This is a genomic window from Thiomonas sp. X19, from assembly GCF_900089495.1.
GTDB lineage: Bacteria > Pseudomonadota > Gammaproteobacteria > Burkholderiales > Burkholderiaceae_C > Thiomonas_A.
In genome coordinates this window covers 317,279-333,160 of the sequence record NZ_LT605203.1, presented here as the reverse complement: position 1 = coordinate 333,160, position 15,882 = coordinate 317,279, and the positions used below count along the sequence as shown (strand labels likewise).

Sequence of the window (15,882 nt, the reverse complement as noted above, 5' to 3'; positions counted from 1 at the left end):
GCTCCCGGGCGAGAGGCTCACGCGCCCACCTTGAGGAAGCGGCCGGGTTCGGCCGGGTTGGGCACGAACCAGGCGGGCTTGCCGCTGGCGTCCTTGCCGAGGCGGGCGCCGGGCACGGGCGGCCTGGCGGCGTCGAACACCACCGACACCGGGGACTTGTGGCGCGGCAGGAATTCGGACTCCTGCAGCTCGCGCACCGAGTCTTTGAAGGCGGTGGCGACGAGGCGGATGTCGGCCTCGCTGTGCGCGGTGGTGAGGAAACAGGGGAAGTTGTCGAGGATGTGCACGCCGCGGCTGCGCATCATGGCGAACAGCAGGTCTTGCAGCGGGTGGTCTTCCAGCCAGGCGACGCGCCAGAGCGAGGCGAAGTGGCGGATTTCCAGCGGGGCGCCTTGCTCGCGGCAGAAGGCGCTGAGTTCTTCGGCCAGCGCGGCGGTCGAAGCGTTGAGCTTGTGTTGCAGCATGGGCCCGGCTGCTTTCAGGTGCAGCAGGCTGGCGTGGGCGGCGGCCAGGGCCAGCGGGTGGCGCACGAAGGTGCCGGCGAAGTAGGTGACGCCGACGCTGGGGATGGAGTCGTCGCCGAACTGCCAGGGGCCGCCGTCGAGCGCGTCCATGAACTCGCGCTTGCCGGCCACCACGCCGATGGGCATGCCGCCGCCGATGACCTTGCCGTAGGTGGCCAGGTCGGCGCGGATGCCGAACAGCTCTTGCGTGCCGCCGAGCGCGCAGCGGAAGCCGGTGATGACTTCGTCGAAGATGAGGCAGGTTCCGCTGGCGGCGGTGATGCTGCGCACCTCCTTGAGGAAGTCCACCGGGCGCAATTCGGGGCGGCGGCTTTGCACCGGCTCCACCAGCACGGCGGCCAGGTCGCCGGCGTTGGCGCGGATGAACGCCAGCGCCTCGGGGCTGCCGTAGTCGAGCACGCGCACGTCGCCGAACATGCCGCGCATGATGCCGGGCGCGGCCGGAATGCCCTTGTGCTGCTTGCCGGAGCGCACCAGCACTTCGTCGAACGTGCCGTGGTAGGAGCCGGTGAACAGCACCACGGTGCTGCGGCCCGTCACGGTGCGGGCGATGCGCACCGCGGCCATGACGGCTTCGGAGCCGGTGTTGCACAGGCCGGCGCGGTCGAAGCCGGTGAGCTCGCAGACCAGCTCGGCCACCGGGCCGGCGAGCGGGTGCTGCGGGCCGATGTCGTAGCCGGCGTCGAGCTGCTGGCGCACGGCGTCGAGCACGAAGTCGGGCTGCCAGCCGAACAGGCTCATGCCGAAGCCATTGAGCACGTCCACATACTGATTGCCGTCCAGGTCCCACATGTGCGCGCCCTTGCTGCGCTCGATCACGACTTGATAGACGATGTCCTTGATCATCGGCCGAAAGCCGTTGACCACGCGCGGGTCGGCGAGGTGGCCGCGGTGCTGCGTGGTGTAGGCGCGGCTCTTGGCGGTGCGCTCGACATACCGCCGCATGAACGCGGCCAGGCGGACGCGCTGGCGCTCGGTCAAGGGATTTGCCTGGGTATGAATGCGGGCGATGGCGCCGAAGGCCTGCTTCACGTCGTAGCGCTGGGTGTCGGTGTCGTCGGGCGACGCTGCAGCGGGCATCGATAGGGCTGGCGTGGCGTGTGTTGCGACAGCCGCGGACCCAGGGGCTGCAGCGGGCGACGCGGCCAGCATGGCAGGTGCTGCGGCAGCCTGCGCGGCCATGAGCGGCGTGCCACTCAGCAAGGCGAGCTGCTGCGCCATGAGCTGCATTTGCTGCTGGATGAGTTGCTGCAAGGCGCTGGAGGGCACGCCTGTCGCGAGCGGTGGCATGGGCATGGGCATGGCTTGCATGCTGGCTTGTGCGGTGGCGAACATCGCGGGCATGGCCGCAGCACATGGCGCGGCCTGCTCCATGCCCGCTCCCTGTGCCTGCGCGGCGGCCACTGGCTCGGGCGGCAGTTGCGCGTCGAGGTGGGTGGCGAGCAGATCCATGCTGCGCAGGCTTTCCATCAGCTGGCGGAAGGTGACGGGAACGCCGAACTCCTTTCTCACCTGCAGCGCCGCTTGCGTCAGGGTGAGCGAGTCGATGCCGAGTTCGACGAAGGCGGCCGCGGCGTCGGCCTGGCTCAGGTCTTCGCCCGAGACATCCTCGAACATGTCGCGCAGGCGGGCGATGAGTTGGTCCTTGCGGGCAGCGGATGTCGGCGCGGCGGCGATGTCGGGCTGGGTCGTGGACATGGCGGGAGACATGGCAGAAGGGGGAACGGGCGGAACGAAGGCCAGCACGGTGGCGCTGGGGTTGGATGCTGAGGAGGCCCTCCCCCTCCCGACCTCCCCCACGGGGTGGGGGAGGGGCGCACGACCGGCGTCCGCAGTGGGGTCTGCGGAAACTTCCGAGGGGGCGCTGGTTGGAGCGCCTTCTTCCAAGGGGAAGTGCAAGAGGGGCGCACGGCCTGCATTTGCGGCGGGGTCTGCGGACGCTTCAGCGGGGGGAGGTGCGGGAACGCATGTGGTGGCGGTGCTGGAACTCGGGTCTTGCTCCATCCCCACGGCGTGGGGAGGGTTGGGGAGGGGAAGGTTTTGCGGCGTTGGCGCGGCCTGCGCCACGGGCGCGTCGATCCAGAAGCGCTTGCGCTCGAAGGCGTAGGTGGGCAACTGGATGCGGCGGCGGCCGGTGGCGGGGTTGGCGGCGGGCGCGGGCAGGTCGAGGCCTGCGGTCCACAACGCGCCCTGGGCGAGCAGCATCTGCGCGGCTTCGCGCTCGGGCGCGTCGGCCAGGCTGGCCACGGCGAACAAGGAAACGCCGGGCCGCCAACCGCCAGAGTCGGCTGGCCTTTGCGCTGTCCAATCCCGCGCAAGCGGGATTGGAGCCGCGGCGCGCAGTCCCAAGTTTTCTTGGCCCCCTTGGTGGGCGGGGATGGCTTCACCAGCGCCAGGGGGCCGTTTGCCATTTCCGGCCGGACCATGCTGACGCGCCAGGGTGGCGAGCGCGGCGCGCGGGCCGAGTTCGACCCACGCGGCGTCGGGATGCCGTTGCAGCGCGGTGCGCACGGCGGGCGAGAAGCGCACCGGCTCGCGCAGATGGCGCATCCAATAGTCGGCGCTGGTGGCGTCGGCATCGGTGAGCCAGGCGCCGGTGCGGGTGGAGGCGATGGGGATGGTGGGCGGCGAGAGCTTCACCGCGCCCACCGCGGCGGCGAAGGCGTCGAGCGCGCCGTCCATCATCGGCGAATGGAAGGCGTGCGAGGTTTGCAGCAGGCGGCATGGCACGCCGGCGGCTTCCAGCTCGGCCTGCCAGGCTTGCACGTCGGCGCTGGGGCCGGCGACGACGCAGGCGCTGGGACCGTTCTCGGCGGCCAGGGCCAGGGGGGCAGGCAGGCGCGCGAGCACCTCGGCCACGGACAGGCGCACCGACAGCATGCCGCCGGGCGGCTGCGCCTGCATCAGCGCGCCACGCTGCGCCACCAGGCTGGCGGCGTCTTCCAGGGTCATCACCCCGGCGAGCGCGGCGGCGACGAACTCGCCGACGCTGTGGCCGATGAGCGCCGCGGGCTGGGCGCCGCGCGCCAGCCAGCTTTGCGCCAGCGCGCATTCGAGCGCGAACAGCGCGGGCTGGGTGGTGGCGGTTTGGGCGAGGGCCGCGCCGTCGCCGTCGAACATGCGGGCCTTCAAGTCGAAGGGCAGGTGTGGGGCGAGCGCGTTCACCGCCGTATCGAAAGCCGCGCGGAAAGCCGGGTCTGCCGCGTACAAACCGCTGCCCATGCCGGGGTATTGCGCCCCCTGGCCGGAGAACATCCAGATGGGCGCCGGCGCGCTGCTGCCGATCTGGCGTTGAGCGCGCAGCGCGTGGCTGGGCGTTTGCAAGGCTTGCACGGCTTCGTCCGCCGTCGTTGCGACGACACACAGGCGATGCGCAAAGACGCTGCGCCCGACTTGCAGGGTGTGGGCGCAATCGGCCAGATTGATGTGCGGGTGCGCTTGCAGATGCGCGGCGAGCTGCGTGGCCATGGCGTCCAGCGCCGCGCGCGTTTTGGCCGAGAGCGTGAGCAACTGCGGGCCGACGGCGGCGGCGGACGGCGCGCGCAGCGGCGCTTCTTCCAGCACCACATGGGCATTGGTGCCGCCGACGCCAAAGCCGCTGACTCCGGCGCGGCGCGGCTGTTCGCCGCGTGGCCAGGGTGTGAGCGCGTTGCAGACCGTGAACGGGCTGTTGGCGAAGTCGATGCCGGGGTTGGGCGCGGTGTAGTGGATGCTGGGCGGCAGGGTTTCGTGCGCCAGCGCCAGTGCGGTTTTGATCACGCCGCCGGCACCGGCGGCAATCACCATGTGACCGACGTTGCTCTTGAGCGAGCCGATGCGGCAAAAGCCGGTGTCGGCGGTGTGCTGGCGAAAGGCGCGGGTGAGGGCTTCGACCTCGACCGGGTCGCCCATGGGCGTGGCGGTGCCGTGGGTTTCGACATAGCTCACGCTGCGGGCGTCGATGCCGGCGTCGCGCTGCGCGGCGGCGATGACGGCGGCCTGGCCGTCCACGCTCGGCGCGGTGAAGCTGGCCTTGTCGCGGCCGTCGTTGTTGATGGCCACGCCGCGAATCACGGCGAGCACCGGGTCGCCATCGGCCAGCGCGTCCCCCAGGCGCTTGAGCAGCACCACGGCGGCGCCGTCGGAGAACACCGTGCCCTGCGCGCGGGCGTCGAAGCTGCGGGTGGCGCCGTCGGGCGAGAGCATGGCGCCGTCCTGATACAGATAGCCGCTGTTGGGCGGGCAGGTGACGGAGCTGCCGCCCGCCAGCGCCATGTCGCACTGCCCGGCGCGCAGGCTGACCACGGCTTGGGCGATGGCCACCAGCGAGGTGGAACAGGCGGTGTGCACGCTGACCGCCGGGCCGGTGAGGTTGAGGCGGTTGGCGGTGCGCGTGGCGATGTAGTCCTTCTCGTTGCCGAGCATGACCTGGAAGGCGCCGAGCTGGTCGATGAGGTCGGGCCGGTGCTGCACGTGATGCTGAAAATACGTGGCGTTGTACATGCCGGCGAACACGCCGACGGGGCCGGGCACGGCGTCGGGCGCGTGGCCGGCGCGCTCCAGGCATTGCCAGCACAGCTCGAGAAAAATGCGCTGCTGCGGGTCCATCAACGCGGCTTCGCGCGGGCTGATGCCAAAGAAGGCGGCGTCGAACTGATCGACGCCGTCGATGATGCCGCGGGCCTTCACGTAGTCGGGGTTGGTGCTCAGGCTGGCGGGGATGCCGGGGTCGAGCGAGGCCAGCAAGGAAGCGCCGGGCCGCCGACCGCCAGAGTCGGTTGGCCTTTGCGCGGTCCAATCCCGCGCCGACGGGATTGGAGCCGCAGCGCTCAGTCCCAAGCTTTCTTGCCCCCCTTGGGGGGCGGAGGTGGCGCGGCCATCACCTGGGGGCTGACTCGAATTGAAATGGGTGATGCTGTCGCGCCCGGCGAGCAGATTGGCCCAGAACTGCTCGACATCGGCCGCGCCGGGAAAGCGCCCGGCGGTGGCGATGATGGCGATGGGCACGGCGCCGTTTGCCTGCGCCGTGCGCTCATGCCGTGCGGCTGCGTCCTGCGCTGACCCGGCCAGCATGCGGCTGGGCAGGCGGCGCGCATCCAGCGCGGGCGCGGCGCTGTCACGATGGTTGAACGCGGTCTCCAGCAAACGTGCCAGGGCGGCGGGCGTGGGCTGGCTGAAGAACGCATGGGTGCCCAGCCTGCGCGCCGCATCGCCCAGCAGCGACAGCACCTTGAGCACCAGCAGCGAGTTGCCGCCGAGGTCGAAAAAGTTGTCCCGCCGGCCAACCTGCCGCAGGCCCAGGGCCTGGGCAAAAGCATCGCACACGCGCTGTTCGGCTTCGCCCTGCGCGGCTTGGTAGGGGGTGGTCAGGTCGGGGCGGCGGCTTTGCGGCTCGGGCAGAGCGTGCTGGTCGAGCTTGCCGTTGGTGGTGATGGGCAGCGCGGGCAGCCAGACGAAGGCTGCGGGCAGCATGTAATCGGGCAGGCGTTTGGCCAGCAGGGTGCGCAAATCGGCGCTGCTCGGGGCTTGGCCGGAAGCAACGCCATAGGCGATGAGGCGAGCGTTGCCGGAGGCGTCATTGCGCGCGATGACGGCGCAGGATTTGACGGCGGGATGCGCGGCGAGCGCAGCTTCGATCTCGCCCAGCTCGATGCGAAAGCCGCGAATCTTGACCTGGGTGTCGGCACGGCCGATGTAGTCGAGGTTGCCGTCGGGCAGTTGGCGCACGTGATCGCCGGTGCGATAGAGACGCTCACCGGCCGCGCCGAAGGGGTTGGGCACAAAACGCTCGGCGGTGAGTTCGGGCCGGTTGAGATAGCCGACGCCGAGCCCGGCTCCGCCGACGAACAGTTCGCCGACTTCACCTGCTGGAACCGCGGCCAGATCGGCGCCCAGCACATGCACCTGCGTGGCGTTGATCGGCCTGCCAATGGGGATGCTGCGGGCGTCTGCGGGCAGATCGCGCGGGATGGAGAAGGTGGTGGAGAAGGTGGTGCACTCGGTGGGGCCGTAGCCGTTGATCAGGCGCACCTCGGGCAGGGCCTGCAGCGCGCGGCGCACGTGGCGCACCGACAGCGCCTCGCCGCCGGTGAGCAGTTGCGCCAGGCCGCGCAAGTGCTTGGGGTCGTCGTCGACCACGGCGTTGAACAGCGCTGCGGTGAGCCAGGCGGTGTTCACGGCGTGCGTGTCGATGGTGCGGGCCAGGCCCGCCGGCGTGGGCAGGTTTTCGTCGTGCAGCACGCACACGCCGCCGTTCAGAAGCGGACCCCAGATTTCGAGGGTGGAGGCGTCGAACCCCAAGGGGGCGGCGTGCAGCATGCGGGTGTCGGGCCCCAGACGCATGTAGTTGGGCTCGATCACCAGCCGCAGAATGGCCGTATGCGGGATGCCGATGCCTTTGGGCAGGCCGGTCGAGCCCGAGGTGTACATGATGTAGGCCAGCGGCACGGCCTGCGGCGGCAGTGGCAGTGCGCGTGGCGGGGGATTGGCTTGCGCGGCGTCGAGCACGAGCAGCGGGGCGTGCGTCGAGAACCGTTCGGCATGCGCGGCATGGGTGATGACGAGGCCGGCGCCAGCGTCGCGCAGCATGTGGCTGGTGCGCTCGACGGGATAGGCCGGGTCGAGCGGCAGATAGGCGGCGCCGACCTGCAGGATGGCCAGCAGGGTGGTGATGCTGTCGATCGAACGCGGCAGCGCCACGCCGACCACGCAGGCCGGCACCACACCGCAGGCGCGCAGGCGCAGGGCCAGGGCGCCGGCGCGTGCTTGCAGCTGCGCGTAATTCAGGGCTTGGGCGCCGTGCACCAGGGCCGTGGCATCGGCATGCCGCACCGCGAGCTGCGCGAAAACGTCAGCGACGGTTCGCGGCGTGCTTGCGGATGGGGCTTGGTGATCGGTCATGGCATTCCCTCTGCTGCCGGGCATCTTGGTCGTGGTGTGCGAGATGCTCAAACTTGTGTCGGATTCGACGTTCGAGCCGGATCGCTGAGGCAGGAAAAACAAGAATGAAGGACTGCGGCGCGACGGAATCGATTGGTGATGAGTCTAGGAGGCTGTCGGACTTGAACCCGAGCGAATCCGATTGATCAGTGCGACGCGTTTTTTTTGACAGCGGCGCGCTGATCGAACGCTCTCGATGGTTGGCGAGACACTGTGAGGGCACATGGGGCGGCCTGGGGACTCGGTTTTGGCGTGGTCGGGGCGCACTATTGCCCTCACGCGGCTCGCAGGACGTGCATGCGCTTGATGTTCCAAGCCATGGTCACCAAGCTCCATTCGCCTTGTGCCTTGGCCAGCCCGCGCATGCTCATCTGGCGCCAACCCATCACTTGCTTGATGATGCCGAACACCGGCTCCACTGTCTGCTTGCGCAGGCCGTACAGGGCTCGGCCTGCTTGCGTGCCCAGGCGGTGTGCCATCTGCACGAGCGGATCCGTCGTCTGGGGCTCGGGCACATCGGGTGCAAAGCGCCCCATCACCGGCGTGTGATGCGACTCCCGCTTGAGCGCCAGCAGCGGCTCGATACCCGCGTCGTTGCACGCGATCACGTTGGCTTGGCTGAAGAAGCCGTTGTCCGTGATGAGCGTGTGCACCTCGCCCAGCACCGCGGGTAACGCTTGGATCTGCTGCAGCGTAGGCACAACTTCGCGCTTGTCGTTGGATGCCTGGCTCACATGCTGGGTGATCACCATCATCGTCGCGATGTCCACGCCGGCTTGTGCGTTGTAGCTTTGCTCGAAGCCCCCACCCGACACGGGCATGATGCGCGACTCTTCATCCGTGAGGTTGACCTGATCGCTGCTCCGGGGGCCGGCCTCTGGCGGCTCAGGGTCCTTGCCGCGCGGCTTCTTGCCCGCCTCGCGCTGGGCTTGGCGCTTGGCGGTCTTGGCCTCGTACTCCTGCTGCTCGACCTGATGGCGTTCGCTGGCGCGCTGCTCGATCTTGGCCTTGGCCTGCGCGATTGCGCTCAAGCGATCTGCACGCAGGGCGATCTCCGCCGGCACATCCATGCCGTCGGGTACCGTCGCGCGGTCGCTGTTCTCTGCCAGCGCCAGCAGCGTTTGTACTTCCTGGCGCAGCTGCGCCTCGATCTTGTTGGCATGAGCCCACGACAAGGCCTTGTGCTTGCTGGCGTTGGCGTCGATCTTGGTGCCATCCAGCGCGATGTGTCCGAGCTTGAGCAGCTTCATCTCGCGCGCCAGAACCAGCACCTGCACGAACAGTGCCTCCACCTCCTTCAAGAAGCGGCGGCGGAACGTCGCCAGCGTGTCGTGATCGGGGTGGGTATTGGCCGCAACAAAGCGGAACGCCACCGAGTCGTAGGTCGCCCGCTCGATCTTGCGGCTGGAGTGCACGCCGTTGGCGTAGCCGTAGATCAGCAGGCCCAGCAGCACCGCCGGATGGTGCGCCGCCGAGCCCCGGCCTGCGTACTGTCGGGCCAGATCGCCCAGATCAAGCTGCTCGATGACTTCGACCACGAAGCGCGCCAAGTGATCAGTGGGCAGCCATTCGTCCACCGACGGTGGCAACAGATATGCGGTGTCTCGGTCAACAGGGACGAAGCGGCTCATCGGCTCGGGCTCTCGGTTGTGCAGCAGCAATTGTCTCGGATAGCGTCTTCATCCGGAAGACCGCAAAGTCCGACAGTCTCCTAGAAGCGCATCTCGCAGATTTGTGCCCCCCGAATAGGGTGAAACGGCTGGCGTGGGCGCCGCGCGAGGGACGAAATGCACAGCGCCGCGACCCGTTCGCGGCGCTGTGCTGCACCGGCTGCAAGTTGCGTGGCGTCAGTAGGCGTAATAGCCGTAGGGCGACGATGCCGAGGGCGTGCGCGACTGGTTCAGCAGGGTCATGACGATGGGGCTTTCTTCCAGGATGGCCAGCGACTGCTGCACCGAACCCTGGTGGGTCTTTCCGGCGCACACCACCAGCACGATCTGGCCCATTTGCGGCGCCAGGGCCCGCGCCTCGGCCGATGGCAATAACGGGGGGCAGTCGAAGATGACGATGCGATCCTGCTGGTGCGCGGCGAGGCGGTTGAGAAATGCGACCATGGCCTGGCTGCTGAAAATTTCGGTGGCGCGCTCGTTCTGCGTGCCGACCGGCAGGAAAGTGAGCGTGTCCACATTGGTGGCGAGCTCCACCTCCGACAGGTCGAGCGCGGGGTCGAGCAGCAGATCGATCAGGCCGCGCCGCCGGCCGGTGAGCCCCAGGCGCTGGGCCGCGGCCATGCGGGTGGCGTCGGCATCGACCAGCAGCACGCTGTGGTTCATCTCCATGGCCATGCTCATGGCCAGGTTGATGGACGTGTAGGTTTTGCCCTCGCCGGGCAGACTGCTGGTGATCATGATGAGGTTGCCGCGGTCCACCGGCTCGGCGGTCTTGCTGCCGTGGGCGTTGGCCAGGAGCGGGCGCTTGACGCCGCGGAACTCGTCGAGCAGGCGCGAGCGCGGGGCGTCGGGCACGAGATAGCAGGCGTCTCGCAGCGCCGCGAAGTCGATGTCGACGCGGTGCTTGGGGGCTGCGAGCGGAGCCGGTGCGGGGGCGACGTCCTGCAGCGCGCCGGCCAGGGCGGCGGGCTGGTCCGGGCTCAGCGTCGCCGCCTCGGGATCGCGCGCCCAGGGCATGTCGACCCCGGCTTTGCGGAGCTCTTCGAGGCGTTTGCTGGCTTGTTCGATGGTGCTCATGGCGTCGTTCTCAATGGGTCAGGTGCAGCGTGTTGATGACAGTCCAAACCACGAACACGACCACCAGGGCGCCGCTGCCGAGCATGAAAAGGTTGCGACTGCGCTGCTCGTGCTGCGCGGCGGCCGGCGTCAGGCTCAGGGAGATGGAGCCGAGCACGGCGCGCTCGGTGCTTTCACGCAGCTGACGGGCGTTGCGATAGGTGGGCACGAGCAGCACCAGCAGGTAAGTGGTGAGCACGCCGAGAAAGACCGAGAGCATCAGCACAAAGGCAATGAGGAAGGTGCGGCGGGGAAACAGCGCCGTGGGCCCCAGACGCGGTGGATCCACGATGCGGAAGTAATCCAGCTTGCGGCTGTCGTCCTGGTTGCGCGACAGCATGGCCGCTTCACGCCGTTGCACCAGTTTCTGGTAGTTGTCGTTGAGCACGTTGTAGTCGCGGTTGAGCTGGATGTACTGCTCGTCGAGCTTGGGCATTTGCGTGGCCTGGGTGCGCAGTTGCGCGAGGCGCGCTTGCACATCGCCCATTTGCGACTGCAGTGCCGCCACGCTGGCGTCGGCCTGTGCGAGGCTGATGCGCAATTGCTGGTAGACCGGGTTGTTGGCCTCCGAGTATTGCGGTGACACCGTGGGCGCTGCAGGCGGCGCGTTGGCCAGACGCTGTTCCTGCTGCTGGCGTTCGCGCTCCAGCCGGGCGAGGGTCTGGCGTGTGGCAATGACGTCGGGGTAGGCGTCGGTGTAGCGCTGCAGCAGGTCATCCAGGCGTTTGCGTTGTGCGGCGATGCGCAGGTCGATGTCGGAGGGCTGGCCGCCGACGACGATATTGGTGCCAGGCATGAGCGAGGGCGCCAGCGTAGGCTTCACATCGGCGAGTTGCCGTTGCAGCGCGTTGCGCGAGCTGGCGGCCGAGCTGAGCTGGCCCTGCAGCATGGTGAGCTGGTCCTGCAACTGCGCCTGCCTGGTGTAGTAGTCGGTCGCGGCCTGGCCGGAATAGCCTGGATGCGCGGTCTTGAACTGCTTGAGCTTGTTCTCGGCGTCGCGCAGCTTTTTGTCGTAGATGGCGATCTGACTGTCGATGAACCGCACCGCCTGCTCGGAGTCCTTGCGGTTGGCGTTGATGCCATTGCTCACGAACAGGTTAAGCAGACTACGCACCACGCCCAGCGTTTTTTGTGGATCGTTGCTGACGTAATCGATTTCGTAGAGATTGTCCTGCCCGTTAATCTTGACGTGTAGGGTTTTCATCAGCTGCTTGATCAGGAATTCGCGCTGAATTTCAGTGCTGCCGGGCTTGAGCAGGTGGTTTTCGTCGATGATGGTGTTCAGGTTGGAACGCGCCAGTAGCGTGCGCGCCAGCAGGTCGACTTGCTGGCTGACGTCCGGCTGCACCGTCAAGCCCTGGAGCAGCGGGCCCAACATGGTTTTGGTATCGACGTACACGGTGGCGCTGGCCAGGTAGCGCTCTTTGTAGACTACCAGGCCGAAGGCGCCGAGCAGGGCGAAGACCCAGGCCACGGCCAGGCCCCACCAGCGTTTTTCCCACATGGCGGGGAGCAGATTGAACAGGGGGCGGAGCAGATCATTCATGGCGTGTCAGGGAGTGCAAGATTGAAGCAGGATCGAATCATCCGGGTCTTGGTCCGATGGGTAAACCTGCAGATGCGGGGGTTGATCTCCAAGTTCGGATGGAGCTCCGCGTGTGGGCGCGCCGTCTGCGGTCTTCATGCCCTTTCCAGATAGGCGCGAAATGCATGATCCTGCCGCGCCAGCAGCCAGTTCGACAGATGCCATGCGATGCGCTCGGCAGCGTGGCCGTCCCACAGTTCGGGCAGGCGCGAGGGTTTATCGCCGGAATCGAGTATTTCGGACATTTCACGAAAAATGCGGCGAATGCTGCCGCCCACCAGGACGTTCGTGCCGCCCTGGATGGAGGCCAGGCGCTCGCTTTGGGTCGCCAGCGTCAGGCAGGGAATGCCCAGCGCTGCCGACTGGTCCTGCAGCCAGCCGCTGTCGGTGAGAACGCAGGTGGCTTCGCGCATCAGGCCCAGCATTTCGAGATAGCTCAGCGAGGACATGGTGGCAATGGTCGAGGACTGGGCCTCGGCGCCTGTCCGGTTCGCGTACAAGGCCGCCTGCAGCGCCGCTGGCATGGGCCAGATCAGCGCGATGGTCTTGCTGATGCGGCGCAGGGCCGAGTCCAGTTCGGTCAGGACTTTCACGCCGTCGCCCTCCAGCGCATGCTCTAGCCAGACCAGGGCATAGCCTCTGGGATGGGTCAAGATATCGCTCGGAACGCCATGGCTCTTGACGGTCAGGTCGGGGGGCACGCTGCGCGGCAAGGCCTGGTGCATGGCGTCGATCCAGGGGTTGCCGGTCATGTGCACCCGGTTGGCAGGAATGCCTTCGGCCTGCAGTCGCACCAGGGCGGGGCGTTCGCCGGCGCAGAGCAGGCTGGAGGCGTGGTCGATGAGCACACGGTTGGTTTCGCGTAGCGCGGCGCGGTCGCCATGCCGCAAGCCGGCATCGACCCGCACCACCGGAACCCCGATCTGGCTGGCGGCGACGGCGCAGACCACCATCGCGGCTTCGTCCCCACTCAGGATGACGGCGCTGGGCCGCTGCTGATTGAGCAGGCCGGCGAATGTGGCCATGACCTCGGCCAAGCGGCCGGCCACCGTCTGCGCCTGCGGCTCCAGGATGAAGTCGGTGTACGGCAGATCGAGATCGGCCGCATTGCGCGCGGCCAACTCGGCGTCCTCGATGGCATCGTGCGCGAGGATCTGCACCAGCACCGTCCGCGGCAGATCTTCGCGCTGCGCGAATGCGCGCAGCAGCGCGCTCATGACCACCACCCCAGCTTGCGACGCCGCGACGCATAGCAGCGGCCCCGGCATGCCGTCGCCAGCTTCGGGCGGAGGCGAGCATGGCAAATTCAGGTCGAGGCGAGCACCAGAGGCGGCGGTGATGTTGGGCGGGGCGATCGACGCGGAGCGCAAATGCGGTTCAGCATTGCCTTCATGCCTCGGTGGCTTGGTGTCGTCGGAAGGGCGGCTTTTGCCTTTCGCCGCGGCAGATGTGGCTTGCGCCGGCTCGGTGAAGGTCGCATGCGTGGCGGACGCAGGCTTGCCAGGTGCAGCGTCGGGTTGCGTGGTCGGGTCCGTGCCGCTGAGCTCGGCACGGATTTCACTGGCGACGCGGTCCACCCGCGCAGCGTCGATCGTCTCCTGGCTTTCCAGAAAGGCCGACAACAACAAGCGGCTGCACAGCATATTGATGCGCCGCGGCACACCGCCCGACCAGTGGTAGATGGCGACAAAGGCGTTGTCGGCGAACGCGGGGCGGTTGTTCCAGCCGACATGGCGCAGACGGTGCTCGATATAGGCGCGCGTTTCGGCCTCGTCCATCGGACCGAGGTGGCAGCTGGCGATCACGCGCTGGCGCAGTTGTTCCATTTGCGGCAGGCGCAGGATGTCACGCAGTTCGGGCTGGCCGACCAGAAAGCTTTGCAGCAGGGCGCGGCTGCCGAACTGGAAGTTCGACAGCATGCGCAACTCCTCGATGGCCGCCGGCCCCAGGTTTTGCGCTTCGTCGATGATGAGCAGGGCGCTGCGGTTGGACGTGGCCAGCGAAGCGAGATAAGCCTCCAGCGTGACCAGCAGCTTGGCCTTGCTCATGCCGTCGCAGGGTATGCCGAAAGCCAGGGCGACTGCCGAGAGCAACTCGCCGGCTTCGAGCTGGGTGCTGACGATCTGCGCCGCCACGACCTTCGCCGGATCGAGCTCGGCGAGCAAGGCGCGCAGCAGCGTGGTCTTGCCGGCACCGATGTCGCCGGTGACGACGATGAAGCCTTCGCCCTGGAAGGCACCGAAGCGCAGGTACTGGTGCGCGCTGCCGTGGCCTTTGCTCTCGAAGTAGAAGCTGGGGTCGGGGTTGATCTGAAACGGCGGCGCCGTCAGGCCGAAGAACTGCTCGTACATGGCCGCTTTCGCGTTCAGAAGCGGTGGACGACGCCTGCAAAGACAGCCGACTCATTCGAGTTCCCCACCAAAGTGGATCTCAGGAGCTGGCGGCGTACGCCAAGCAGCCCCGTGGTTCTGGGGGAGAACTGATGATCGAACTGGGCGACGAGGCTGGTCTGGCGCGAGCTTAGCCCCGCATTGAAGCCAAAGCCCGAGTTGTCCGCGCGCAGTAATGTGACGTTCAGGTTGTCAAGGGGGGTCAACCGGCGACCGTAATTGAACGCTACCCCGGTCTGAATATTGTCAGATGAGAACGTCTGCACGAGTTGAAGCAGGCTTTGCCCTGGCAGGAAGAGGTCTTCGGTCTTGGTGCGGTAGAGCGAGATGGCGTAGCTGTTGCGCTGGCGCAGCAGCAGAGCGGTGATGGACAAGGCGTTTTGCAGCGTGGCCGAGGAGGTGTAGAAGCTGTTGGCGGTGGACAGCCCGGCCGGCAGTCCCGAATTGGTCAACAGGCCTTGCACAGCCTGGGCGCGCGCCACCGGATCCGGGTATTGCGAGAGCAGCATGCCATCGAGGAGGGTGGTGATATTGCTGCCCGGCACGCCGCCGCCAGCCAGGGCTGAGAGGTAGGTGGATGGGCCGCGCGTCCAGTTCATGCTGAACCGCAGCAAGGGTGAGCCGCCAAGCGCCTGGATATTCCAGCCCGTGCCGAAGTAACGGTGCTCCACCGTGGCGTCAATGTTGCCGAGGGCATTGGGTTGCCACGAGCCGCGGACACCGTAGATGGGCTTTTTCTCCTCGGCGAGAAAGGCCGTGACCTTTTCATAGCCGCCGATGAGGCCCAGTGTCAGGCGATCGGACAAGGCGTAATTGCCGATGGCGCGGAACGAGGTGTCCTTCAGCGAGGCGAATGGCAGGTTGGTGTAAGTGGTGTCGGTCTGTCGTGCAACCAGGGTGTAACCCCAGGGCAGGGGGCGCTGATCCAGGCTGACCGTCTGGACCGAGTAGCGCCCGCCGAACACCCCCGCATTCGTCGGGTTGTTGTTGATCTTGGTCCAGATATCGTCGCTGCTGGCAATGAAGCGCAAATCCGGGTTGATCAGTCGGTCGATATACGGATTGATGCGGTACTGGGTGGACGTGTACTGATTGGATGTTCCCGGTGTCTGCTGCCCGACATAGGGGTTCACGATGTTCTGCTGGGACTGGACGCCGGCATTCAGGTAGACGAAGCGATCGACCAGTTCCGACCTCAGATTCAGGCTGCCGATGGGCAGCACGCGGTTGGTTTGCGTGCCGCGCGCATAGTACAGCCCGTCCAGGCTGAAGTCGCCGCGCAAATGCCAGTGGGCATGGTCGGAGACGACGACCAGGCGAGGCACGACCTCCAGAACGGTGTCGCTACGCGGGCTCAGGCCCGTGCCGAAGTTGGCATTGCTGGTGCCGGTCGCCAACACCGCCACGGAGGGAGACAGATAGGTTGTTGGCGCCGGTGCCAAGTTCTCGGCTGCAGCCCCCGATGCCGCCTCGGCTGGCAAGACCGGGGCGGCGGGAATGGCTGGCATCGCCGGGATCGCAGGAGCACCAGGAACAATCTGCGCTTGCGCCGCGTTCCAGTTGCCGAAAGCAGCACAAGCGGCAACGATGGCGCTGGCAAGCGCCGTGCGATGAAAGGTCATGGTGGGCTCCCGGGGTTCACGCCTGTTTCGGCATGTGGTTGTTGGCTTGAGGCTGCG

General features: G+C 67.4%; 6 protein-coding genes. All 6 read right to left on the bottom strand.

The genetic code is table 11. The features are described from left to right. Positions 1-17 precede the first annotated feature (17 nt). Positions 18-7,403, bottom strand: a complete 7,386-nt coding sequence (locus THIX_RS01685) for a polyketide synthase (RefSeq protein WP_158540773.1) — start codon at positions 7,401-7,403, stop codon at positions 18-20. Positions 7,404-7,717: 314 nt separating this feature from the next. Continuing rightward, positions 7,718-9,073, bottom strand: a complete 1,356-nt coding sequence (locus THIX_RS01680; RefSeq protein ID WP_112484377.1) for an IS1182-like element ISThsp16 family transposase — start codon at positions 9,071-9,073, stop codon at positions 7,718-7,720. A gap of 216 nt (positions 9,074-9,289) precedes the next feature. Next, positions 9,290-10,189 carry an AAA family ATPase gene (locus tag THIX_RS01675; protein WP_112484574.1) on the bottom strand — a complete coding sequence of 300 codons (900 nt, stop codon included), beginning with the start codon at positions 10,187-10,189 and terminating at the stop codon, positions 9,290-9,292. Between the two features lie 10 nt (positions 10,190-10,199). Next, positions 10,200-11,774 (bottom strand): XrtA system polysaccharide chain length determinant, encoded by a 1,575-nt coding sequence (locus THIX_RS01670; protein WP_112484573.1) that lies wholly within the window; start codon positions 11,772-11,774, stop codon positions 10,200-10,202. A gap of 134 nt (positions 11,775-11,908) precedes the next feature. Continuing rightward, positions 11,909-14,164 (bottom strand): XrtA/PEP-CTERM system-associated ATPase, encoded by a 2,256-nt coding sequence (locus THIX_RS23295; RefSeq protein ID WP_158540772.1) that lies wholly within the window; start codon positions 14,162-14,164, stop codon positions 11,909-11,911. A 14-nt stretch (positions 14,165-14,178) separates the two neighbouring features. Continuing rightward, positions 14,179-15,825 (bottom strand): TIGR03016 family PEP-CTERM system-associated outer membrane protein, encoded by a 1,647-nt coding sequence (locus THIX_RS01660; protein ID WP_112484572.1) that lies wholly within the window; start codon positions 15,823-15,825, stop codon positions 14,179-14,181. Positions 15,826-15,882: the final 57 nt, after the last annotated feature.

What these genes read in the sequence shown, in the direction of transcription:
- THIX_RS01675 (WP_112484574.1), bottom strand. Translation starts at nt 10,189, where the DNA reads ATGAGCACCATCGAACAAGCCAGCAAACGCCTCGAAGAGCTCCGCAAA.
- THIX_RS01660 (WP_112484572.1), bottom strand. Translation starts at nt 15,825, where the DNA reads ATGACCTTTCATCGCACGGCGCTTGCCAGCGCCATCGTTGCCGCTTGT.
- THIX_RS23295 (WP_158540772.1), bottom strand. Translation starts at nt 14,164, where the DNA reads ATGTACGAGCAGTTCTTCGGCCTGACGGCGCCGCCGTTTCAGATCAAC.
- THIX_RS01685 (WP_158540773.1), bottom strand. Translation starts at nt 7,403, where the DNA reads ATGACCGATCACCAAGCCCCATCCGCAAGCACGCCGCGAACCGTCGCT.
- THIX_RS01670 (WP_112484573.1), bottom strand. Translation starts at nt 11,774, where the DNA reads ATGAATGATCTGCTCCGCCCCCTGTTCAATCTGCTCCCCGCCATGTGG.
- THIX_RS01680 (WP_112484377.1), bottom strand. Translation starts at nt 9,073, where the DNA reads ATGAGCCGCTTCGTCCCTGTTGACCGAGACACCGCATATCTGTTGCCA.